Source organism: Caminicella sporogenes DSM 14501, assembly GCF_900142285.1.
GTDB lineage: Bacteria > Bacillota > Clostridia > Peptostreptococcales > Caminicellaceae > Caminicella > Caminicella sporogenes.
Genome location: NZ_FRAJ01000021.1, coordinates 14,282 through 39,298 on the forward strand (window position 1 = coordinate 14,282; position 25,017 = coordinate 39,298).

The window sequence follows — 25,017 nt, forward strand, 5'->3', positions numbered from 1 at the left end:
TTATCTCCCCCTAAAGTATTGAACCTTTTTTTATCATCAAAGGATTTTTCCTATCTCCACTAAGTAAATTATTTTTCGTAATATGAACATATTTATCTATTATAGCATTTCTAATATATGCTCCCTGTTCAATTACGCATTTTTGCATGATAATACTGTTCTTTACTACCGCACCTTTTTCAATGTGTACTCCCCTACCTATAATACAATTTTCTACAGTTCCCTTTATTATAGAACCATTTGCGACTAATGAGTTTTTAACTTTAGAACACTGTGAATATTTTACCGGAGGTTCATCTTTTACTTTTGTATAAATAGTACCGTTTTTGTGAAATAATTCTTTTGAAATTTCTACATCTAAAAGGTCCATGCTCGTTTCATAATAATTTTGTATTGTATTTATACAAGCTAAATACCCATCAAACGAATATGCATTTACATTTAAAACATCTAATCTTTGAAATATAGCTTGTTTTAAATATTCACTGTCTCCCATCGTCAGACTATCGTGTATTATTTCTAAAAGTAGTTCTTTTCTCATTATATACATTTCCATAGATATGTTGTAATACCTTCTATTTCCTGCATTTCTTCCTATACTTATTACTCTTTCTCTTTCATCTAGATTTAAAGTATTACAACCTAAAAATCGTCTATTGTGATTTATCATTTTTTTATAGATAATAGTTATATCAGCTCCACTTTCTTTGTGATATTTTAGAGCTTCTCTAAAATCTATATTGCAAATCATATAACTCCTCGCTAAAAGTACATAATCCTGTCTGCTGTATTTAATATAATCTAAGTGGTTTTTAAAATTTTCCAAATCTCCTCTATAGGTAGTAAAGTTATTTAAATTTACTACTGGATTTAAAACAGACAATCCATCAATTTTTCTATCTAAATCCCAAGGCTTACCCATTCCTAAATGATCCATTAAAGAACGACTTTTCCCTTGAGTAAAAATACATATATTGTATATTCCCGAATTTACCATATTTGAAAGTATAAAATCTATTACTCTATATCTTCCTGCTATAGGTATAGTAGCTATAGGTCTGTTGTACGTGAGTTCTTTTATAGCTTCTTCATTTTCACTCAAATTAATAATTCCCATTAAGTCTTTCACTTTTAAGTCCCCCTTTTAGCCTTTAAATAACTCACAATTCCTAACTACTTATCACTTCCACCTCTTTTGAATTTCTACTGCCTATCTTAACTCCTGCTTTTACAACTACCCCTTCCATAACTATTGCTTTTTCTACTACTGCATAATCCTCTATTTTTACATTTGGCATTACTACCGAATCTATTACTTTTGCACTTTCCCCTACATATACACCCGGAAATAATACAGAATTTACAACTTCTCCATGAACTACACATCCTTCATTTAAAAGAGAACTTATAACTTTTCCACTACTGCTTATATAATGAGGCTGACTGTTTGGATTTACAGAATATATTCTCCAACTTCGGTCGTACAAATTAAGCTCACTGTCTTCCTTTAAAATATCCATGTTTGCTTCCCATAAACTTTCTACTGTTCCTACATCTTTCCAATATCCTTTAAATTTATAAGCATATAATCTCAGTCCATTTTTTACCATATTAGGAATTATATTTTTACCAAAATCATTACTTGAATTTTTATCTTTTTCATCTTCTATTAAATATTTTTTCAAAATTTCCCAATTGAAAATGTATATACCCATTGAAGCTAAATTACTCTTTGCATTTTTAGGTTTTTCTTCAAATTCATATATCCTGCCATCATTGTCAATATTCATTATCCCAAATCTATATGTTTCCTCCCACGGAACTTCTATAACTGAAATTGTAACTTCTGCATTTTTTTCTTTATGATATTTAAGCATTAGTGAATAATCCATTTTGTAAATATGGTCGCCAGATAAAATCAATACATAATCCGGGTCGTACATTTCTATAAAACCCATATTTTCATATATTGCATTTGCCGTTCCCTTATACCATCTTCCGCCATGACGCCCTACATAAGGTGGAAGTATTCTGACCCCTCCATGCATCCTGTCAAGGTCCCAAGGACTTCCATTTCCTATATGTGCATTGAGTTCAAATGGCTGATATTGTGTAAGAACTCCAACGGTATCTATATATGAATTTGAACAGTTACTAAGTGTAAAATCAATAATTCTATACTTTCCTCCAAAATGAACTGCTGGTTTTGCTACATTTTCAGTTAATTTCTTAAGCCTTGAACCCTGTCCCCCTGCTAAAACCATTGCTATTATCTCTTTTTTCTGTTTCATCATAAAAATCAATGCCCCCTTTTTAACTTTTTAATCCTATTCTACTCAAATACCAATCTCATAAAATTCAACTTTAAAATAAATTTTTATAATTTATCTTCTAAGTTTTAGAAATACTGCTCCTAAAGGTGGAAGATTGATTTTTATAGAATAAGGCTGATTATGCCAGCTATTGTCATCAGCTCTAATAATTCCTCTATTCTCAACTCCAGAGCCTCCAAATTCTTCTAAATCACTATTAAATACTTCTTCATATTCTCCCTTATATGGAACGCCTATCTTATATTCAATTCTGATTATAGGAGTAAAATTAAATACTGCTATTACAAAATCTCTTTCTGCTTTTCTTATAAATGCTATTATGCTTTCTTTATCATTTTGATGGTCAATCCATGAAAAACCCTCATGACTGCTGTCTTGAACATACAAAGCCCTTTCATTTTTATAAAAATTATTCAATCTCTTTACATAGTGCTTAAACTTTTCATGCATAGGATATTTTAATAAAAACCAGTCTAATTCTTTTTTGTAATCCCACTCTATAAAATGTCCAAATTCTCCTCCCATGAATAAAAGTTTTTTCCCCGGATGTGCTATCATGTATGAATAAAATAATCTTAAATTTGCAAACTTTTGCCAATAGTCTCCCGGCATCTTTTCTATAAGCGATTTTTTTCCGTGAACTACTTCATCATGTGATAGTGGAAGTATATAATTTTCTGAAAATGCATATACAAATGAAAATGTTATTAAATCATGATGATACTTTCTGTATATAGGGTCTGTTTTCATGTATCTTAGCATATCGTTCATCCAACCCATATTCCACTTAAAATTAAAACCCAATCCGCCAAGATGTACAGGTGATGTAACTTGTGGCCATGCTGTAGATTCTTCAGCTATCATAAGTGCTTTCGGATAGTATTCAAATATTGTCTTATTTAATTTTTTTATAAATTCTATTGCTTCTAAATTTTCTCTTCCGCCATATCGATTTGGCTTCCAATCATTTTCCTTTTTCCCATGGTCTAAATACAGCATGTAAGACACAGCATCTACTCTCAATCCGTCTATGTGATAAACATCAAACCAAAATACTGCACTTGATATTAAAAAACTAACTACTTCAGGCTTTCCATAATCGAATGTCGCCGTTCCCCATTCTTTATTTTCTGCTATTATTGAATCTGCATGTTCATATACTGCTGTTCCATCAAATCTATATAAACCATGAGAATCTTTACAAAAATGTCCCGGAACCCAGTCTAATATTACTCCTATACCTTCTTGATGGCATCTGTCTACAAAGTACATAAAATCTTCAGGTCTCCCATATCTACTTGTTATGCTAAAATATCCCGTTGCTTGATAGCCCCAAGAACCGTCAAATGGATATTCTGTAAGAGGCAATAATTCTATATGAGTATATCCCATTTCTTTTACATACCTTATAACATCTTCTACTATTTCACTATATGTGTAAAAATTTTCATGTCCTTTTGTTTTCCATGAACCCAAATGCATTTCATATATATTGACTGGTTTATCATAAAGTTCTTCTTTGTTTTTCATCCACATTTCATCATTCCAAACATAATTTTTCAAAGATGTTACTATTGAAGCTGTATTTGGTCTCTTTTCCGAATAAAATGCATATGGGTCTGATTTTAATATTACTCTGCCGTCATTTGTATGTATTTCATATTTATATAAATGTCCTTCTCCAATTCCAGATATAAATATGTTCCATATTCCATTTTCTTCTACTTTGTTCATACTGTATCCTATTCCATTCCAATTGTTAAAATCTCCTACTACTCTGACTTCTTTAGCATTTGGAGCCCATACTGTAAAACTTACTCCTCTTATTCCCCTATATTCAGTTATATGAGCTCCTAAAAATTTATAACTTCTAAAGCTGTTTCCCTGATGAAATAAATATATATCAAAAGAACTCGGACATATATATCCTATAAATCTATCCTCTACCATATTTTTACCCCTTTTTTCTTCATTTTTCACAATTTATATAAATTTATAAATTTTAAATCTTTTCTCTGTTTATCAACTATTTAACAATCTATGATTCATTTATTTTAAATATTCATTTTAAATTTAAACTTTTTTAAAATATTTTATTATTTTTAATGAATATTTTGTATATTTATTTACCCTTTACATTAATATTCAAACCACTAATATTTGTTCAAATTTTAAATTTAATTCCAATTTTCATGTTTTAATGTCAATTTTTTTATTATAAGTTGAAAAAATAAAAAAGTAGAGGAAATTCCCCTACTCTATTTCATTTATTTTGTCAAGCACAAATTTTCTTATTATATTAAGTTTATCTTCAGCATTTTTTTCACTATCTGATACAACAGAAAAATATATTTTTATCTTAGGTTCTGTTCCAGAAGGTCTTATAGCAAACCAAGAGCCATCTTCTAAAGTAAAGTGAAGTACATTTGACTTAGGCAAATCAAGTTTATTTTCAGTTTTGTCTAAAATATTTTTAGATAAACTTTCTTTATAATCCCTTATAATTTTAACTCTTATGCCTTCAATATTTAAAGGCGGATTATTTCTAAAATCATTCATTATTCTTCCTATTTTTTCTATACCTTCTTTTCCTTTAAGAGTTATTGATTTTAAATCCTCTTTATAATAACCGTACTTTTCATAAATATTTTTAAGTCCGTCAAGTAAAGTCATTCCCTTTGATTTATAATAAGCTGCCATTTCAGCTATTAACATTGAAGCTATGACCCCATCTTTATCTCTTACAAAAGTTCCAGCTAAGTATCCATAACTTTCTTCATATCCAAATATAAACTTTTTGTCTTTATTTTGTTCAAACTCTTTAATCTTTTCACCTATAAATTTAAATCCCGTAAGTGTATTGATAACCTCTACTCCATAACTCTTTGCTATAACTGCTCCAAGTTCAGAAGTTACTATAGTTTTTACTATCACTCCGTTTTTCGGAATACTTTCCATAGATGATAAAATATAGTCAATCAGCAGTGCTCCTGTTTGATTTCCAGTTAAAACGACATATTCTCCATTTTTATTTTTTACTACTGCTCCTACTCTATCACAGTCTGGGTCTGTTCCTATGATAATATCTGCATTTTCTTTTTCAGCAAGCTTAATTGCAAGTTTAAAAGCATCATGTTCTTCTGGATTTGGATATTTTACTGTAGAAAAATTGCTATCTGGAATTTCCTGTTTTGGCTCTACTATAACGTTTTCAAAACCTATTTCATTTAATACTCTTTTAACTGGCATAGCACCTGTTCCATGTAGAGGTGTATATACTATTTTAAAGTCTTTCATATTTTCTATTACATCTTTTCTTATTACTAGTGATTTAACCTTATCTATATATTTTCTATCTATTTCTTCTCCAATAATATTTAAAAGCCCTTTGTCTAAAGCTTCTTTTTCGTCTATGTACTTTACTTCACTAAAATCATTTATATTTCTAATTTCTTCTATGACCATATTTGCAAATTTAGGTACTAACTGTCCTCCATCTTCTCCATAAACTTTGTATCCATTATACTCAGGTGGGTTATGACTTGCTGTAATTACTATACCACCTGCACAGCCAAGTTCTCTTACTGTAAATGAAAGTTCTGGAGTTGTTCTTAGAGATTCAAATAAATAAGCCTTTATTCCATTAGCATTTAATACTAATGCTGCTTCTTTTGCAAATTCTGGTGATTTATGTCTTGAATCGTATGCTATGACAACTCCTCTATTTTTAGCATTTTCTACATTTTTTAATATGTAATTTGCAAGTCCCTGTGTAGCCTTTCTGATATTATATTTATTTATTCTATTTGTACCTGCCCCAATTACTCCTCTAAGTCCTCCTGTACCAAATTCTAATTCTTTAAAGAACCTGTCTTCTATTTCTTTTTCATCATCTTTTATTTTTAAAAGTTCTTCTTTCGTTTCTTCATCAAAATATGGACTGCTAATCCATTCATTGTATTTTTCCATATAGTTCATATAAATTACCCCCTATAAGTCTGCTTTTTAAATGTATTTCATAGTTTTCATTATACCAAAAAATCCCTCTGTAAATATATTTCTATATTATTAAAATTTATAATCAAATATTTATGAGTATATAAGTTGATAAAGGAGCAACTTTCACGCTATCAGTACATATTTCTATTCCTTTAGCAACACCATTTTGATTTACTTCATACTCATTTGCTATTACTTTCCACTGTCCCGGTAAAGGCAGTTTTACATCTATTTCTTTTAAATTTGCATTGTGTATAATAATCATTTGTCTATAATCTTCTTCATATGGTGAAGTTAAAAGATATGCAACAGACTTTGGCTCTGACTTGATAAATTTTAAATATTTCCTTATATCTTCTGCTCTACCAAGTGTCATAACCTTTGAGTTTTTTCTAAGAGAAATTAAATCTTTAATGTAATTAAAAATTTCTAAATAAGTAGTTTTTCTGCTCCAATCTATTCCGTTTATTTCATCTCCTGCATTGTAACTATTACTGCTTCCTTTTTTAGTCCTTAAAAACTCTGTCCCACCTTGTATAAATGGTATACCTTGAGAAGTTAATATTATGGATAAAGCTAGTTTATTCATCTTTGCCCTTTCTTCAAATGACATGTAATAGTTAGTTTTTTCTATTTTATCGAAAAGAATTAAATTATCATGACAGCTTACATAATTTACAGTCTCACTAGGCTCATCTGCAAATCCTTTTTTATCCAAATCATAATCTATACTTCCTACAATGCCCTTTTTTATTTCTCTTTCTAAATCTGCTCCTCCATTTACAAATCCAAGTCCCATTCCATCATTATCACCTTTTATAGCATTTCTAAAATCATCATTAAATACTGCCACGTTCATTCCACGCTGTTTTCCTTTTCTAAACTGATACTTTTCATCTAATCCAGAAATGCCACCAGTCCAAGGTTCTCCATAAAGCAGTATATTAGGATTTATTTCTCTAAGCTCCCTTTCGATTTCTTTTACTGTATATTCATCAAATAATCCCATGAGGTCAAATCTAAATCCGTCTATTTTATATTCCTTAGCCCAAAATTTTAAAGAATCGATTATAAACTTTCTAACCATAGGTTTTTCTGATGCTATTTCATTGCCACATCCTGAACCGTTTGTATAATGACCTTCACTATCTGTTCTATAGTAATACTTAGGAACGAGTATATTAAATGGAGATGTTTCTACCTCATAAGTATGATTATATACAACATCCATTATTACTCTTATATCATTTTCATGAAGCGTCATTATCATCTTTTTAAGTTCATAAATTCTCACTCTACCATCATATGGATTTGTAGAATATGAACCTTCAGGTACATTATAAAGATATGGGTCATATCCCCAATTGTATTCATTCTCTTCTTTTTCATCTACACTAGCAAAATCAAATATAGGCAGAAAATGTATATGAGTTATTCCCAATTCTTTAAGATGAGCTATTCCAGTAGACAGTCCTTCCTCATTTTTTGTACCCATTTCGGTAAATGCCAAATACTTTCCCTTGTATTTCATGCCTGAACTTTTATGAACTGAAAAATCTCTAATGTGCATTTCATAAATAATAGATTCAGTAGATTTTATTGGCTGAGGAATTTTATGGTTTTCCCATCCCTCTGGATTTATTGAGCTAAAATCTACAATCATGCCTTTTTGACCATTTACAGTAGCTCCTTTTGTATAAGGGTCAGGAGTTTCTACTTCGTAAATATCCTTCTTTACAATATAATTGTAATACTTATTTTTATAATCTCCTACAAGTTCTAATTCCCAAACTCCATTATCATTTTTAGTCATTGGATATACCTTGCCGTATTTATCATCATAGTGCTCATATATAATTACTTTGACGTCTTCCTGAGTAGGTGCCCAAACTTTAAATGTTGTAAAATCCTTATTATAAGTTGCCCCTAAATCATCACCTTCATATAAAAATTCATTTATCTTCACCACACCGACATCCTCCACTACAAATATTTGTTTTACATTTTATATGTCGTCAATTTTTCATAAAGTTTTTTATATTCTTTGGCTGAATTATTCCAACTGTAATCTTCTATCATGGCCCTTTTAACAATTTTCTTCCATGTATTTTTATTCTTGTAGAAGTTTAGTGCTCTCCTTATTGTATAAAGCATATCGTGAGCATTATAATTCGTAAAACTAAATCCATTGCCTTCACCAGTATATTCATTAAAAGAGTTAACTGTGTCATTTAATCCTCCTGTTTCTCTTACTACTGGAAGTACTCCATACCTTAAAGCTATAAGCTGTCCTAGTCCGCAAGGTTCAAATAGAGAAGGCATTAAAAATATATCTGAAGCTGCATATATTTTGTGAGCCAATTCTTCATTGAAAAAAATATTTGCTGAAAATTTGTTTGGATATTTATATGCAAATTCCTTTAGTTTCCACTCATATTCTGGTTTTCCTGTACCTAAAATTATCATTTGCACATCTTCACTTAATATTTCATCTAAAACATGAAGTACTAAATCTAATCCTTTCATGTTTACAAGTCTTGAAACCATACTTATTAATGGCACATCTTTTCTTTTTGGCAAGTTAAGACTTTCTTGAAGTTTAAGTTTATTTATTTCCTTTTTTTCAATAGAATCATAATCATATTTTTCAAATATATATTTGTCCTTGCTTGGATTATAAATATCATAATCTATTCCATTTACAATTCCATATAAATCATTTTTTCTCCATCGCAAAAGTCCGTCAAGTCTTTCACCAAAAAAAGGATGTTGTATTTCTTGTGCATACGTTTTACTTACTGTAGTAATTATATTTGAATATTTTATTCCTCCTTTCATAAAGCTTACTCCACCATAAAATTCAAGTGCCTGCGGATTATAATATTCCATTCCTAAACTCAACAAATCTCCTAATATTTCAGGTCCAAATATACCTTGATATTTTAAATTATGTATAGTAAATATAGTTTTTATCCCTGTCAGTTTTCCGTATTTTTTATAATGTTCATTTAATAGTACCGGTATCATACCAGTATGCCAGTCATTACAGTGAATTATATCCGGCATAAAATCTATATTTTCAATAGTTTCTAATACTGCCCTACATAAATATGCAAACCGTTCACCATCATCGTAATGTCCATAGAGTCCATCTCTTTTAAAATAATATTCATTGTCTATAAAGTAAAATGGAATTCCTTCATATTTTAAATACTCTATACCACAGTATTGCCTTCTCCATCCTACGTTTACTTCAAAATTAGTTAAAAATTTCATTTCTCGCTTGTATTTTTCTGGTATGTCTTTGTATTTTGGAATTATAACTCTTATATCTACGCCAAGTTTTCTAAGAGCTTTAGGAAGAGCAAAGGCTACATCAGCAAGTCCTCCTGTTTTTATAAACGGTACTGCTTCTGAAGCCACATATAAAATCTTTAACATATATATCATCCCCCTGATGATTAAATAAAAGTACTAAAATACCACGGGATTTGATGAGTTTTTGTTTAAATTTTCAAAAAACATCCCCGTGGTAATAATGCTATATTTATAGACACTTTTTTTCTTCTGTTAATGCTGCTTCACTCAAAGCAACGTTCTTCATTTCTTTTTCAGTTATTTTTAAAAGATATTTTAAAAACTCATCTCTTAAATCTTCTCTTCTTAAAGCAAATTCTACAGTAGCTTCTAAAAATCCTAATTTGTTCCCTACATCATATCTCTTACCTTCAAAATTATAAGCATACATTGTTTCCTTTTGTGCTAATTCTTTTAATGCATCTGTAAGCTGTATTTCTCCGCCAGCACCCGGCTGAGTATGTTCAAGTATCTCAAATATATCTGGACTTATAATATATCTTCCAAGTATTGCAACATTTGAAGGTGCTTGTTCTACAGATGGTTTTTCTACTAAATCATTTACTTTATATACTCTTCCTTCCACATATTCTCCATCTACAATACCATATTTACTTACATCTTCTTTAGCTACTTCTTGTACTCCTAGTATAGTTGATTTATATTCATCATATGCTTCTATCATCTGTTTTAAGCATGGTTTTGAATCATTATATACTATATCATCACCTAGCAGTACTGCAAAAGGTTCATTTCCCACAAAACTCTTTGCACAGTATATAGCATGACCAAGTCCTTTTGGCTCTTTTTGTCTAACATAGTGAATATTCACCATATCAGATATTTCTCTAACCATCTTTAATAATTTATGTTTTCTTCTGTCTGCTAATGTAAGTTCAAGCTCTACAGACCTATCAAAATGATCTTCTATGGCTCTTTTATTTCTACCAGTAATAATTAGTATCTCTTCAATGCCTGAATTAATAGCTTCTTCTATAATATACTGTATAGTTGGTTTATCCACTATAGGAAGCATTTCCTTGGGTTGTGCTTTTGTTGCAGGCAAAAATCTAGTACCAAGACCTGCTGCCGGTATTATCGCTTTGCGTACTTTCATAGTCATCCTCCTTTATTTAATTGAAAATTGTCAATTGATAATTGAAAATTAAAAAGCAAATCCAACTGAAAAGATAATACAATAATGATAATAATAAAAATACTCTATATCACTCTATATTATTATTGTTTTAATTTTGCTTTTGATGTTTTAATAATTGAAACTAATATTCTAAGTAATTCGTTTGTTTTATTTAATAAATTATTTGCTAAATCCTTTTCTAGATAATCTGTAGCATTTAATAATTCAATCCAATACTTAGTTTCTCTAGTTTCTTTCAATGCAATAGATAATTTAGAAATAAAATCTTTTTTACTTTGAGCCTCGATTGCCTCACTTACATTAGCTCCTATACTAGTTCTACTTCTTAATAGCTGCTTAGATATAACAAACTCTCTTTTTTCATTAATTAGATATTTGTATAAATTAACAATATCAATGGCAAAATTAAAAGATTTTCTATAAATAATATTATCTTTCATAAAAACCTCACACAAATTATTCTCAATTTTCCATTTTCAATTCTCCATTCTCAATTATCAATTTTCAATTCTCAATTCTCTTTCGTATCCATTTGGATTTTGGCTATGCCAATTCCAAGCATCTGTAATAATTTTTTCTAATGAATCAAACTTAGGATTCCAGCCTAATATTTTTTTAGCCTTTTCTGATGAAGCAATTAAAACTGCTGGGTCTCCTGCTCTTCTCTCTTTTATTTCTGCTGGTATAGGGTGTCCTGTTACTTTTCTTGCTGTTTCTATTACTTCCTTTACTGAATAACCATTTCCATTTCCAAGATTGAAAATATCACTCTTATTTTCTTTTCTTAGATATTCTAATGCTAAATAATGAGCAGATGCTAAATCCATAACATGAATATAGTCTCTAATACAAGTACCATCTTTTGTAGGATAATCATTACCAAAAATATATATTTTTTCTCTTTTCCCTAATGGCACTTTAAGAATAAGCGGTATTAAATGTGTTTCAGGATTATGGTCTTCACCTATTGTTCCATCTTCATATGCTCCTGCAGCATTAAAATATCTGAGTGAAACATATTTAATCCCATATGCTTTTTCAAACCACTTCATCATTTTTTCCATAGAAAGTTTAGTTTCACCATATGTATTTGTCGGATTTGTTTCATCATCTTCAAGTATAGGAATATTTTTAGGTTCTCCATATGTAGCAGCAGTTGATGAAAATACTATTTTATTTACATTATTTTTTTTCATTACTTCAAGTAAACACATCATGCCATAAACATTATTATGATAGTATTCATAAGGCTTTTCCATACTCTCTCCAACTAAAGAATTAGCTGCAAAATGAATAACTGCTTCTATCTTATGAGTTTTAAATACCTTATCCAATTCTTCTTTATTTCTTATATCTACTTCATAAAATTTATCTGTTTGAACAGCTTTTTTATGTCCACTTTGTAAATTGTCTACAACTACTACATCTTCTTTTTGCTCTAAAAAATATTTTACTGTATGAGAGCCTATATATCCCGCTCCACCTGTTATTAATATAGACATATCTTTCACCCCTGTTTTATTTTATCACAACCGTAAAAATCAACCTATCAATTTTATTTCTTCACTACTTCTCTCTATTTTCATTTCAACTACTTTTCTACAATTTTAGCTTCTTTAGTATATTGTACTTTATTATATCTATATTTTCCAGATATTAAATAAATCTTTTATTTTTTATAATATAACTCTCAACATAAAACATAATATATTTCTAAATTTCGCATATTGCTATCATTTTCTCCAAAATAAGAAAACCCTCTTAACTCTTTATTTGGTTAAGAAGGTATTTAATATACTTCATGTCAACTAATGTTTTTCTTTTTCAACTTCTTCTTTTATCTTCATTACTTCTTCATAACTTATACCTGCTCCTTGAGCAACTATTCTTAAATCTACTCCCATTTTTATTAGATTTTTTACTACCTCATATTTTCCTTCTTTTATGCCTTCTCTTTTTCCTTCTATTCTCCCTTTTATTAGTCCTTCTTCTCTTCCTTTTCTTTCTCTATACTTAAATTCTTCTTCTAATTTTCTCCCTAAATTACTTATCATTCCATCCACCTCCATTTCTGATATTTCTCTTAATAATTTGTCTATATTTTCTCTTTCTCCTTTTTCCATCCTATTCCTAAATATATTTATAATCCATTTATATAGCTCATTTTTTATATTTTCATTATATCATAAGAAAAATCCATGTATAATCGTATAATCTAGTTTGTAAAATACTTCAAAATAAATATCTTATTTTAAAATTAGTTATGAATTTTTTATACTGTAAAAAATAAAAACCTTCGTCAAAAAAACACTATTTTTGTCGAAGGTTTTATCTAAAATAGTAAAATAGGCTTTAATTTAATTCTTTCTTTATTTTCTCTATTTCTTCTTTACTTAGTTTTGATGCCTTTACTATTTTTTCTATATCTATTCCCAATAGTAATAAATTTCTTACTATTTCTATCTTACCTTGCTGAATGCCTTGTCTAATTCCACGCTGTATACCCTGCTGAATGCCTTTTTGTATACCCTGTCGAATTCCTTCTTCTCTTCCTTTTCTTTCTCTATACTTAAATTCTTCTTCTAATTTTCTCCCTAAATTACTTATCATTCCATCCACCTCCATTTCTGATATTTCTCTTAATAATTTATCTATATTTTCTCTTTCTCCTTTTTCCATCCTATTCCTAAATATATTTATAATCCATCTTTTAAACGACTCTTCCTGCTCTTTTGTCACTTTGTTTTTTATTATTTTTCCTATTATTTTCAGTCTGTTTATTATTTCTTCTATTTCTACGTCTTGATCTAACAAGAATATACTGCTTACTACATTTGCTATCTTTATTAGTTCTTCTTTTTCCATTCTGTTTATGTCAAATAGTAAGTATTTAAAGTCTACTATGTTTTCTTCAAACATTTCATATCCATTCAGTATTTCTTTAAAGCTTCTTACTGCTGTCCATTTGTTTTTTCCATTATATAGTACTATTGGTATTATTGCCGGTAGTTTATATCCTTTTCTCTTTTTTATTTTTTCTTCTGTATTTTTTAGTTCGTCTCTCCATATTTCTGTCATGTACATTAATAGTCTTATTGGCATTCTGTAGTCTACTTTTGACTGTAGTTCCATTAGTATGTAAAATATTATGTCTTGTCCTTTTATGTTTGCTTTATAAATTATATCAGCTTCTTTTTCTTTGAAATCTTCTTGTATAAATTCTTTGTCTATTAATATTATATCTTCTTCTCTTATTTGTTTTACCCATTCTTTTTTTATAAATCCTCTTAAAAAATCTATGAAATTTTTCTTTTGTGAGAGTATATGTTTATACCCTATATCGTGTTCATTGTATATTTTTTTTTCTTTTTTCATCTCTTCCACCGCTTATATAGCTTATTTTTTATATCTTTATTATATCATAAAAAAACCCATCCCCTTAGTCTAACACATTTTTATTATATCAAGTATTTCAAAAGCAATTTGTATTTTAAGTCTTTGATTATAATCGTTTAAATCAACTTTTAAAATGTCCATAATTCTATTTAATCTATAACTAAGTGTATTTCCATGAATGTGCAAATAATCTTTAGTATATGTCCAATTGCCATTACTAGTTATATATATTTTTAAAGTTTCTAGAAATTCATTTCTCGATTTTTTATTATAATTCAGTAACGGTCCCAAAGTTTTTAAAAGAAAATCTTCAAGCTCTTTTTTATCATTATTTAAAAGAAGTTTTTTTACTTCTAAATCATCATAAAAAATATATATAATGTCTTTTTCTATGCTACTAGCTATTTTTAAAGCTTGTTTTGCATTACTAAATGCCGTTTTAAAATCATCAATGCTTTTAATTATACTGCTTATTCCTGCTTTAAATTTTCTTTTTACCCTACTGCTAAAAAAAGTTTTACTACTCATATTCATAATATCATCAAGAAAATACTTTATCTTTTTTTTATTATCTTTATTATCTAACTCCAATATTATAATAATGCTATGTCCATTGATTAATGCTATAGAACCCGGAAAAATACTGTTTATTTTTCCATTTATTATACTGTAATAGTATTTTATATATCTATTTAATTCTTTTTTATATTTTTCTTGAATTAAAAAATTTTTATCCATTTCAATATTTAAAATTATCATTTGATGATTTTTATTAAAATTAAATTTATACTTTTTTGCACATTTCATAATGTACTCTTTATTTTGATTAAGCAGCAAGCTTTCAAGAAATTCTCCTTTTAGAGATTGTTCCATATCGTTAAGTTCATTTATTTTTAAAAGCTGAAGTGCCAATATAGTAATACATTTTTCAACTGTAATATTATCTAGTTCTGAAAAAAAATTGTCATCAGATACAATACCTAACCATCCAAGAGTATCCATATTTACTATTATTGGTAAAAAGTTTAAATATAGATTTTTTTCAAACCAAAAATAGCTGGACCTTTCTTTATTTTTTAAATAACTTTTTAAATTTTGGCTGATTTCTTCAATCATTTCTAGTTTAGTATAATATTGAAAATTATAATTATTAATGTTATAAAATAAATCTATCAAAAAGACATCTCTTTTAATTAGCGATGATACTTCTAATAATATGTCTTGTATACTGCATCCATTTAAAACCATTTCTGTGAATTTACTATGCAAACTTGTTGAATATTTATACTTATTTCTTTCCTCTTTCAGCATTTTATTGTAACGTTCCAAAGCTCTATTATTTCTAAGCTCTCTTTCATAATTTCGTGCATTGATGATAGCAATTGTAGCTTGTACAGATATAGATTCTAAAAGATACATGTCATCATAAGTAAGTGGTATATTATCTTCAAAGTTATCTATAACTATAACTCCTATACATTCTTCTTTATAGATTAAAGGACAGCAAATAGAACTTTGAAGTCTGTCTAATTTCGTTTTTAAGCCCTTTCTCAAAATCTTTTTATTTTCTTCTCTCATAGTATCTATTGCTTTATTAATCTCTTTAAGATTATTAAAAAGCATAGATTTTTTTCTTAGAAAAGCTATACCAGTCATTGATTCACCTAAATTAAGTTTAATTTCACTTATACTGCTGTCAAAACCAACATAAGATTTTATTTCAAGTACGTTCTTTTGTTTATTATAAAGAAAAATTGCTCCTGCATCTCCACCTTCTATAAGTTCCAATGATTTTTTTAAGAGAAAATCTAATATATAATCCACATCTTGCGTAGAATTTAAAAGTTTACTAGCTTCAAGCAAAGCATTTAGTTTATATAATTTGCTTTGTAAATTTTTCATTTTTTATCCCCCTTTAATACCTTTTGAATAATTATACAAAAATATAACAATTTTGCAATAAAAAATTTGTTGTTAGCAATATAGAAAATTTAATTTTTTGTTGTTAGAATATTAAACAATTACGAAATTAAACAAATAATCTTAATAATCTAAATAATTTTAATTATAATATATTTCTGTATTGAATTAATATAAAATCTAATTTTTTAATATCAATCAAAATTAATAGTTGGGGGGATTCATATGTTTAAAGAAAAAATTTTAAAAAAGGCAGAAGAAATTAAAGAAGAATTAATAAGTATCAGAAGAGATATTCATTCTCATCCTGAAATTGGACTTCAGGAAAAAAGAACTTCTGCCCTAGTAGCTGAAAAACTTAAAAAACTAGATATTGAAGTTAAAACAAATGTTGGCATTACTGGTGTAATAGGCCTCTTAAAAGGTAAATATCCAGGTAAAACAATTTTATTAAGAGCTGATATGGATTGCTTAGAGATGACAGAATTAAATGATATTGAGTATAAGTCTAAATATCCCGGTCTTATGCACGCTTGTGGACATGATGCTCATACGACATGGCTTTTAGGTGCTGCTATGATTTTATCAGAATTTAAAGATGAATTACATGGTAATGTCAAATTTTTATTTCAACCTGCTGAAGAATCTCAAGGCGGTGCTAATAGGATGATAAATGAAGGTGTTCTTGAAAATCCAAAGGTAGATGCAGCAATAGGTGCACATGTATGGCCTATAGTCGAGTCAGGAAAAATCGGTATAAAATATGGCAGTATGATGGCAGCTCCTGATAAGTTTACACTCACTATATATGGAAAAGGCGGTCATGGCGCTGAACCTCACAACTGTATTGACCCTATATCAATAGCATGTCAAGCTTATATGAGTCTTCAGACAATTGTCAGTAGAAAAATTAATCCAATAGAGCCAGCTGTTATAAGTATTACAATGTTTAATGCCGGTTCTGCTCATAATGTTATACCTGATCGTGTTGAAATGGTTGGAACTGTAAGAACGCTGACTAATGAATTGAGAGAAGAAATACCTAAAATGATGGAATCTATCATCAAAGGAATAACTGAAGCAAATGGAGGCAGTTATGAATTTGAATATATACCATATTATCCTCCAGTTATTAACAATGATGAGATAACAGATGTTGTTAAACATGCAGGAGAAGAAATATTAGGAAAAGATAATGTTGTAGAACTTAAAAATCCTACTATGGGTGGAGAAGATTTTTCTTATTTTCAGCAAAAAGTACCCGGAGCATTTTTTGTTGTAGGAACTTACAACGAAAATAAAAAAATTACTAAGCCACTGCACAGCCCATACTTTAATATAGATGAAGACATACTTAGTAAGGCTTCTGCTGTACTTGCTGAATCTGCATTATTATATCTTAATAAATAGAGAAAGGGTGATGATATGAAAGAAGCAAATGTTCAAAAGAAAAAATTAAAAGGGGTGGATAAATTTCTCAACTGGGTTGAAAAAGTGGGAAACAGGCTTCCTGAACCTCTTACACTCTTTGTTTGGTTAGCAGGATTAGCTTTATTAGTTTCTTTAATCGGTTCTATTGTCGGGATTTCTGCTGTTCATCCTTTGACAAAAGAAAAAATTACCGTTGTCAATCTGCTTTCTAAAGAAGGAATTCAAAAAATGCTTATGAATGCTGTAAGCAACTTTGCCAAATTTCCACCTCTTGGACTCGTTTTAACATGTATTTTAGGGGTTGGTCTTGCTGAAAAAACAGGACTGTTTTCTGCTCTGCTTAGAAAGACTTTGGTCAATGTAAAAGGTTCAAAAGTAATAGTCATTGTAATATTTACATCTATTATGGCAAATGCAGCTGGTGATACAGGTTTTATAGTAATGCCGCCTTTAGCTGCCATGTTATTTGCTGCTGTAGGAATGAATCCAATAGTTGGTATGATGGCTGCATATGCAGCAGTTGCAGGAGGTTTTAGTGCAAATTTATTTGTTAACTCTTTAGATGTTTTGGTAGTTGGATTTACTCAATCAGCAGTAGAACTGCTTGACCCTAATTTTCAAGTGAATCCAGCTTGCAACTGGTATTTTCTCATGGTTTCAACATTTTTCTTAACTTTTGCAGCTACATGGGTAACTGTAAAAATTGTTGCACCTAGAATGGGTAAAGGAAGTTATGAAGTAGAAAAAATTGAAGAAGTTACAGAGGAAGAAATTAAAGGTTTAAAGGCAGCTGGTATTGCAACTTTAGCATTTTTGATTTTACTCATTATTTCAGCAGTACCACAAAATGGATTGTTAAGAGAGCCAAAAACTGGTTCATTACTGTCTTTTAGCTCTCCTTTGATGAAAGGACTTGTACCAATTATAACTTTATTGTTTTTTATCCCAGGATATGTTTTTGGTAAAGTTTCAGGTAAGATTAAAAGTGATAAAGATACTGTAGCTATGCTTGGAGAATCTATGTCAGAAATGGGTCCTTATATAGTATTATCATTTGTAATAGCTCAGTTTATTAATTATTTTAATTGGTCTAATTTAGGAATTATAATGGCTATTAAAGGTGCAGATTTTTTAAAGAATTTAGGTGCTCCAACTCCTGTACTTTTGATATGTTTTATATTAATAGGAGCATTTATAAATTTATTTGTAGGAAGCTGTTCAGCAAAGTGGGCAATACTCAGCCCCATATTTGTTCCTATGTTTATACTGTTAGGTTTTCACCCTGCATTAACTCAAATGACTTATAGAATTGGAGATTCAATAACAAATGTTATTACACCACTTTTACCCTACTTTGCTATACTTGTAGCTTTTGCTAAAAAATATGACAAAAATATCGGTATGGGTACTTTAATAGCTAATATGCTGCCATATTCTATATCATTTTTTATAATTTGGACTATACAGTTATTGATTTGGTATTTCTTAAAACTACCACTAGGTCCCGGTTCTCCGATAATAATGTAATAGTATAAAATTAAGCAAGTGGCAAATTGTATAAATATTTGTCACTTGCTTTTGTTTGTACAATTTATTTTCGTTCCCTAACAATTGAAACCACAATTTTTATATTTACCTACTTCTTTAAAATAGAAAATATCTAGCTTATTCTTTTATAAGTTGGAACCATATGCTGAATATGACTGATTAGTTCTTCTCTATCTCCTTCTATTAGTTCTTTTAATCTTCTTAACTGAGCCTCTAATACTTTATAATCTATATATAATGGCTTTCCAATAAATATTTTATTATGCTGTGTCTCCTTTAGACCTTCTTCATCCATCAACAATTCTTCATATAATTTTTCTCCTGGCCTTAGACCAATAAATTGTATATCAATATCTTTATATGGTTCAAATCCAGATAATCTTATAAGATTTTCTGCTAAATCTACTATTTTTACAGGTTCACCCATATCAAGAACAAATATCTCTCCACCTTTTGCCATAGCTCCAGCTTGAATAACTAACTGAACTGCTTCAGGTATAGTCATAAAATAACGAGTTACTTCTGGATGTGTAACTGTTACAGGTCCACCATTTGCTATTTGCTTTTTAAATAGAGGAATAACACTACCATTGCTTCCTAAGACATTTCCAAATCTAACAGCAACAAATTCTGTTTTACTTTTTTTACTCATGGCTTGTACTATCATCTCAGCCATACGTTTAGTAGCTCCCATAACATTTGTTGGATTTACTGCCTTATCTGTAGAAATCAATACAAATTTTTCTGAACCATATTTATCTGCACATTCTGCAACATTAAGAGTCCCAAATACATTATTTTTTATAGCTTCCTGTGGATTTGCTTCCATTAGTGGTACATGTTTATGAGCTGCTGCATGAAAAACTACATTTGGCTTATATACTTCAAATATTTCTTCAATTCTCTTTCTATCTCGAATAGAAGCAATCAATACCTCTAAATTAAGCTTCGGATAACTTCTTTTAAGTTCATTCTGTATATCATAAGCATTATTCTCATATATATCTAATATCAAAAGTTTTTTAGGTTTAAAATTTGATATTTGTCTACATAACTCAGAACCTATAGACCCTCCTCCACCAGTTACTAAAACTACTTTTCCTTTTAAATAATGACTCATTTCTTCAAGATTTACTTTAACAGGCTCTCTACCTAACAAATCTTCTATATTTACATCTCTTATTTCTTTTACACTTACTTTACCATCTATAAGTTCAAACACTCCTGGTAATATTTTAAGCTTACATTTAGTTTTACTGCATTCTTCAATAATTTCTTTTATTTCTCTCTTTGAAGCAGAAGGTATAGCTATAATAATTTCATCAATCTTCTTTTTTTCAGCAATCTTCTTTATATGATACCTATCTCCTAAAACTGGAACTCCATTTATTAACTTGCCTAACTTAGTTTCATCATCATCAATGACTGCTATAGGTTTACTCTGCAATTCATCATGGTTTTTAAGCTCCTTTATAACCATAGCCCCAGCTTGTCCAGCTCCAACTATCATTACTCTCTTAAATTTAGTTCTTTTTAAAATACTTTTTTCTTTTATTTTATCTAATATCCTATAACTAAATCTAACTGCACCTATAAATATAATATCTAAAATAAAAGTTAAAATATAAATGCTTCGCGGCAAATGATTTTGCATTATGAACATATAGCTTACACTACCAGCTGTAGCAAAAAAAGATGTTGAAATAATCTGAATTAACTCTTCAATACTAGCATAACGCCATAAGCTGTTGTACATCTTAAACATATAAAATATTACTATCTTTATTAAAGTTAAAGTCAGAGCATTATGTAAATAAATAGGAACATATTGACTTGCTAATTTTCCCATTAAATTGCCATCAAATCTAATTGCAAAAGCTATAAGAAAAGACAAATTTATAGCTAATACATCGACAAATATTAACAAGATATTCTTTAATTTTTTCTTCATGTACTCACCCCGATATTTTATAACTATTATTAACAAACAATTTTACTACTGTAATTATAACATAAATAAATGCCTAAGATAACTCTTAGACATTTATTGCTTTTCATTAGCCCTTCTTCTCTTTCTTCTTTTTCCATTCTATTTATATCAAATAGCAAATATTTAAAGTTTACTATGTTTTCTTCAAACATTTCACATCCACTCAATATTTCTTTAAAGCTTCTTACTCCTATTCATTTGTTTTTTTAATTAATAATACAATCTATATTAAAAGATTTTTAGCAGATAACTTATTTATTAATTATTCTACTGACTTGTAATTTTATGTTTACATTTGTCACGTACACTTGACAATCCGTATAAATTTATTATCCATGATGGAATTTTATTACAATCATCGACATTAACTGGTTTTAATATCTCTTTAAGTATATTATAAGCTTTGATATTCATTCTTAAAAAATAAAAAAATGTAAAAATGCTAGCTCCTATTACTATAATTAAATTTAATGAATCATTAGCAATTTTTAAAGACAAAATATATGCATAAACAAAAATATTTATTGCACTAATAACTAAATACATATTAAATATCTTAGTTTCTGTTTTATGTAAATAATATTTAATATTAAAATCTTTATTTTGAGATAAATTATAATATAATTCATTTACTACAATTTGTTCCATATCTTCCATATCTTTATGCTTAAAAAACATCAAATTTTGCAATACTATAGCAGAATATTTATAAATGGTATGCCATTTCATATAATTAATAATTACGTGTGCTAATATAAAGCTGACCAAAATAAAACAAGGATATATAAATTCAATGTATTTTAAATCAGATAATAATTTGATATTAGCTAATATTAATCCTAATATTGTTCCAAAAAGATTACTTACAGATAACATGAGTAGTATAGTAAATGTAAAAACTAAAAAGTTTACTGAGGAGTTTAGACAGTTTTCAAAAGATTTTAATTTTACACCAGAAAAATGCAATGTAAGATCTCCTCAAACAAAAGGAAAAGTAGAGTCTGCTAACAGGTTTATTAGTAGGTTGGTTCCCTATAATTATGAATTTGAAAATGAGGAAGAATTGATTGAAATAATAAATAGATTAAGTGATGAAGTAAATAATGAGATAAATCAAACTACAGGGGTAAAACCTATAATGCTTATAAAAAAAGAAAAGGAATATCTTTCTCCTTTACCAAACAAAGAAATAATTGAATCTTACTTAAATTATATGAAACCCACCACAATTCATAATGATTCAATGATTTACTATAAAGGAAAAAGATATTCTGCAGCACACAAGTTTATTAATAAAATTCTAAAAGTAAGAGAATTAGATAATAAACTGTATATTTATAATAACACAGATTTAATAAGAATACACCCATTAACACAAAAAATAATAAATTATCATGAAGATGATTATAAAAAAATAATGGCTGAAAAATTACCATTTAAAAATGAAGATGATATTGAAGCTTTTACAATTAGAAATTTAGAAATATTAGATAACTTGAAAGGATAGATAAAATGAGTACATATACAGCTTTACTGAATAATTTAGAAGAATTAAAACTACATCAAATAAAAGAAAATTTAGATACATATATAGATTTAATTACCAATAAAGAAAAAACAGTTGTAGACGCATTATATGAGCTAACAAAATTAGAAATAAAACTTAAGGAAGAAAAAGCCACAAATGCATGTGTAAAAGTAGCAAATTTTCCTTTTATAAAAACATTAGATGACTTTGGCTTTACATTCCAACCTTCAATAAATCAGGATAAAATTAGAGACCTTCATCCCTTGAGGTTCCTAGAGAAAAAAGAAAATGTACTGTTTTTAGGTAATTCTGGTGTTAGAAAAACTCACCTATCGGTATCGATAGGTATAGCAGCAGCTAAAAAAAGGAATTCTACATATTTTATAAACTGTCATGACCTACTATTAAATCTAAAGAAGGCTCATTTAGAAAATAGGTTAGAAGCAAGACTTAAACACTATGCAAAATATAAACTTCTAATAATAGACGAAATAGGTTATTTACTTATTTCTAAAGAAGAAGGAAATATGTTTTTTCAGCTAATAAATAAAAGATACGAAAAATCTAGCACTATAATTACTACTAACAAGGAGTTTAGTAAATGGCATGAGATATTTGGAGATGTAACAATTGCTAACGCAATACTAGATAGGTTATTGCATCATTCTACAGTTGAAAAGATAACATGTAAATCTTACAGAGTTAAAGACAAAATATTTACAAGTAATTCCAAAGAATAATTAGTCAAAAGTGTTAAAAGTTATATTTGCAAATATGTTAGAAATAATATTAACATTAACATCAGATTCTAGTTTTGATGACATCATTCCACTTCCTTAACGCTCACCACCATAGCTTTTGACCACAGCAGCTTAAGGTGGTTTGAAGCCTCTACCTGAATAGCTACCTGAATAGCGACTCCGAAAGGCCTACCTTCATCTTTTATAGAGCATAGCTTTTGTATTTCAACTATCTATGCATCTTTGCCTTCGTGGCACACAAGCGTCCCTTTGGTTTGACAAATAGCTGATGAACTTCATCACTTACAGCATAAAATATGCAAAATATAATAGAAAATATAAATGCTTTAAAACCCTTAACTCCACTTCTCACAAACACATTACTCAAGAACCAAGTTCGAAGTAAAATGGGCATATTTTCTCACAATATGATTAAAGTTTTCTACTAAATCTATCCCTGGTTTTCCATCATCTAAATCAACTACTCTGTCAACAGTCTCTATGATAACCTTTGTAACCTTTTTACTTAACCCATCAGACTCCACTGCTAGCTGAGCCGATAAATAAAATATAAGGACAAACCATAATAATACAGCTGTCCAGGATAAAATGATGATTATCTTATTTTTATCCATTTGATATCAAATCCTCACTTCTAGCACAATATATTGCACATCCTAATCCTTTAAGCTCTTTTTGGCTTGTATAATAAATATTTACCATAAAATATATATAAGACAAATAGTAATCTTATTTTTATTTTACATATATTGCATCCTATCTGTAAATGATAAAATAAGAAAGAACAAAAAGTGGAAAATAAAAATGTACAATTTTGTACATTAATTTGGTATCCTTCTATCAGGAGGGATATCAATGATGACAAATTTAATAGGACAAATTAACATAATAAAAACAATGAATATTAAACCTAATTTTTCAGCACTTGCAAGAGAATATAGTTTAGACAGAAGAACTGTGAAAAAATATTATGAAGGTTATGAAGGAAAACCTAAAGTTAGAAAAAAGCAAAGTAAATTAGATAAATATTATGATGAAATAAAAGCTAAACTTTCTATAAAAGGAGTTACTGTTAAAGGTGTTTATGAGTACTTCATAGATAAAAAATATGATATAGGAACATATTCTAATTTTAATAAATACGTAAAAAAAAAGGGGTTAAAGCCTACTAAAAAAACAAAAGGACATCCAAGGTTTGAAACACCTGCAGGTGGACAAGCTCAAGTAAGACTGGAAGGAAAATTTAAAACTAATTTCTAAATATGGTGAAGAATTCATTGTTAACGTATTTAACTATAAACCAGATGATCTTTATGAATATTTAAAGGATATGTTTAATTCATTGTTAACGTATTTAACTATAAACTTGGAAACTCAAGATATTGCTATTTTGAATACAGGAAATCTAAAACTCAACAAGATGTTATAGAGTGCTTAATTTCAGCATTTAAAGCTACAGGGGGTGTGCCTAAAGAAATACTTTTTGACAACATGAAAACAATTGTAAATATTACACAAGAAGGGAGGAGAATAAATAATAAAATTAAAGCATTTGCAGATGATTTTGGATTTAAAATATGCTTATGTAAACCAAG

The 25,017-nt window shown here is 28.6% G+C and carries 19 protein-coding genes and 2 pseudogenes; 5 read left to right on the top strand and 16 right to left on the bottom strand.

Features of this window, described 5'->3' with window-relative positions:
* Positions 1-10: 10 nt before the first annotated feature.
* The 12 genes from glgD to BUA90_RS10670 all read right to left on the bottom strand — a co-directional run bounded on the left by glgD (position 11) and on the right by BUA90_RS10670 (position 16,146).
* Positions 11-1,129, bottom strand: a complete 1,119-nt coding sequence (gene glgD, locus BUA90_RS10615; RefSeq protein ID WP_242945084.1) for a glucose-1-phosphate adenylyltransferase subunit GlgD — start codon at positions 1,127-1,129, stop codon at positions 11-13.
* A gap of 40 nt (positions 1,130-1,169) precedes the next feature.
* Complete coding sequence (locus BUA90_RS10620) at positions 1,170-2,294, bottom strand: glucose-1-phosphate adenylyltransferase (RefSeq protein ID WP_072968426.1); 1,125 nt, start codon at positions 2,292-2,294, stop codon at positions 1,170-1,172.
* Positions 2,295-2,384: 90 nt separating this feature from the next.
* Entirely contained in the window at positions 2,385-4,283 is a 1,899-nt protein-coding gene (glgB, locus tag BUA90_RS10625) for a 1,4-alpha-glucan branching protein GlgB (RefSeq protein WP_072968428.1), read from the bottom strand.
* Positions 4,284-4,586: 303 nt separating this feature from the next.
* A complete protein-coding gene (locus BUA90_RS10630) occupies positions 4,587-6,311 on the bottom strand; it encodes a phospho-sugar mutase (RefSeq protein WP_072968430.1) in 1,725 nt (574 codons plus the stop codon).
* 103 nt (positions 6,312-6,414) lie between these two features.
* Positions 6,415-8,301, bottom strand: coding sequence for a type I pullulanase (gene pulA / locus BUA90_RS10635; RefSeq protein ID WP_159430025.1), 1,887 nt, complete (start codon positions 8,299-8,301; stop codon positions 6,415-6,417).
* A gap of 29 nt (positions 8,302-8,330) precedes the next feature.
* Positions 8,331-9,773: a glycogen synthase GlgA gene (gene glgA, locus BUA90_RS10640; protein WP_072968434.1), complete on the bottom strand. Its 1,443-nt coding sequence runs from the start codon at positions 9,771-9,773 to the stop codon at positions 8,331-8,333.
* 106 nt (positions 9,774-9,879) lie between these two features.
* Positions 9,880-10,812: a UTP--glucose-1-phosphate uridylyltransferase GalU gene (gene galU, locus BUA90_RS10645; RefSeq protein WP_072968437.1), complete on the bottom strand. Its 933-nt coding sequence runs from the start codon at positions 10,810-10,812 to the stop codon at positions 9,880-9,882.
* 116 nt (positions 10,813-10,928) lie between these two features.
* Positions 10,929-11,288, bottom strand: coding sequence for a four helix bundle protein (locus tag BUA90_RS10650; protein ID WP_072968438.1), 360 nt, complete (start codon positions 11,286-11,288; stop codon positions 10,929-10,931).
* 57 nt (positions 11,289-11,345) lie between these two features.
* Positions 11,346-12,350, bottom strand: coding sequence for a UDP-glucose 4-epimerase GalE (gene galE / locus BUA90_RS10655; RefSeq protein WP_072968440.1), 1,005 nt, complete (start codon positions 12,348-12,350; stop codon positions 11,346-11,348).
* 306 nt (positions 12,351-12,656) lie between these two features.
* The gene (locus tag BUA90_RS12530; protein ID WP_072968442.1) at positions 12,657-12,971 is read right to left on the bottom strand and encodes a hypothetical protein; all 315 of its coding nucleotides are present in this window, start codon (positions 12,969-12,971) and stop codon (positions 12,657-12,659) included.
* Between the two features lie 229 nt (positions 12,972-13,200).
* Positions 13,201-14,223, bottom strand: coding sequence for an Rpn family recombination-promoting nuclease/putative transposase (locus BUA90_RS10665; RefSeq protein WP_072968444.1), 1,023 nt, complete (start codon positions 14,221-14,223; stop codon positions 13,201-13,203).
* Positions 14,224-14,292: 69 nt separating this feature from the next.
* On the bottom strand, positions 14,293-16,146 hold the full coding sequence (locus tag BUA90_RS10670; protein ID WP_072968445.1) for a helix-turn-helix domain-containing protein: 1,854 nt from the start codon (positions 16,144-16,146) through the stop codon (positions 14,293-14,295).
* A gap of 243 nt (positions 16,147-16,389) precedes the next feature.
* Here BUA90_RS10670 and BUA90_RS10675 point away from each other — a divergent pair, with 243 nt between their 5' ends.
* Together BUA90_RS10675 and BUA90_RS10680 are read left to right on the top strand one after the other, a co-directional pair.
* Positions 16,390-17,574 (top strand): M20 metallopeptidase family protein, encoded by a 1,185-nt coding sequence (locus BUA90_RS10675; protein WP_072968447.1) that lies wholly within the window; start codon positions 16,390-16,392, stop codon positions 17,572-17,574.
* Positions 17,575-17,589: 15 nt separating this feature from the next.
* On the top strand, positions 17,590-19,122 hold the full coding sequence (locus BUA90_RS10680) for an AbgT family transporter (RefSeq protein WP_072968449.1): 1,533 nt from the start codon (positions 17,590-17,592) through the stop codon (positions 19,120-19,122).
* 133 nt (positions 19,123-19,255) lie between these two features.
* Here the strand turns inward: BUA90_RS10680 and BUA90_RS10685 are convergent, their stop codons facing one another.
* From BUA90_RS10685 to BUA90_RS12295, 3 genes are all read right to left on the bottom strand, one after another.
* Positions 19,256-21,094, bottom strand: a complete 1,839-nt coding sequence (locus BUA90_RS10685) for a polysaccharide biosynthesis protein (protein WP_072968451.1) — start codon at positions 21,092-21,094, stop codon at positions 19,256-19,258.
* A 29-nt stretch (positions 21,095-21,123) separates the two neighbouring features.
* On the bottom strand, positions 21,124-21,285 hold the full coding sequence (locus BUA90_RS12640; RefSeq protein ID WP_242945085.1) for a hypothetical protein: 162 nt from the start codon (positions 21,283-21,285) through the stop codon (positions 21,124-21,126).
* A 115-nt stretch (positions 21,286-21,400) separates the two neighbouring features.
* The gene (locus BUA90_RS12295; protein WP_147363025.1) at positions 21,401-21,811 is read right to left on the bottom strand and encodes a hypothetical protein; all 411 of its coding nucleotides are present in this window, start codon (positions 21,809-21,811) and stop codon (positions 21,401-21,403) included.
* A 115-nt stretch (positions 21,812-21,926) separates the two neighbouring features.
* On the opposite strand from BUA90_RS12295, the gene BUA90_RS10695 reads away from it, so the two are divergent.
* Complete coding sequence (locus BUA90_RS10695) at positions 21,927-22,640, top strand: DDE-type integrase/transposase/recombinase (protein WP_072968455.1); 714 nt, start codon at positions 21,927-21,929, stop codon at positions 22,638-22,640.
* 5 nt (positions 22,641-22,645) lie between these two features.
* On the top strand, positions 22,646-23,401 hold the full coding sequence (gene istB / locus BUA90_RS10700) for an IS21-like element helper ATPase IstB (protein ID WP_072968457.1): 756 nt from the start codon (positions 22,646-22,648) through the stop codon (positions 23,399-23,401).
* Between the two features lie 229 nt (positions 23,402-23,630).
* Here the strand turns inward: istB and BUA90_RS12835 are convergent.
* Positions 23,631-24,036, bottom strand: a pseudogene (locus BUA90_RS12835) (VanZ family protein).
* Positions 24,037-24,280: 244 nt separating this feature from the next.
* Between BUA90_RS12835 and BUA90_RS12645 the strand changes: the two are divergent.
* Positions 24,281-25,017, top strand: a pseudogene (locus BUA90_RS12645) (transposase); the annotation flags it as partial.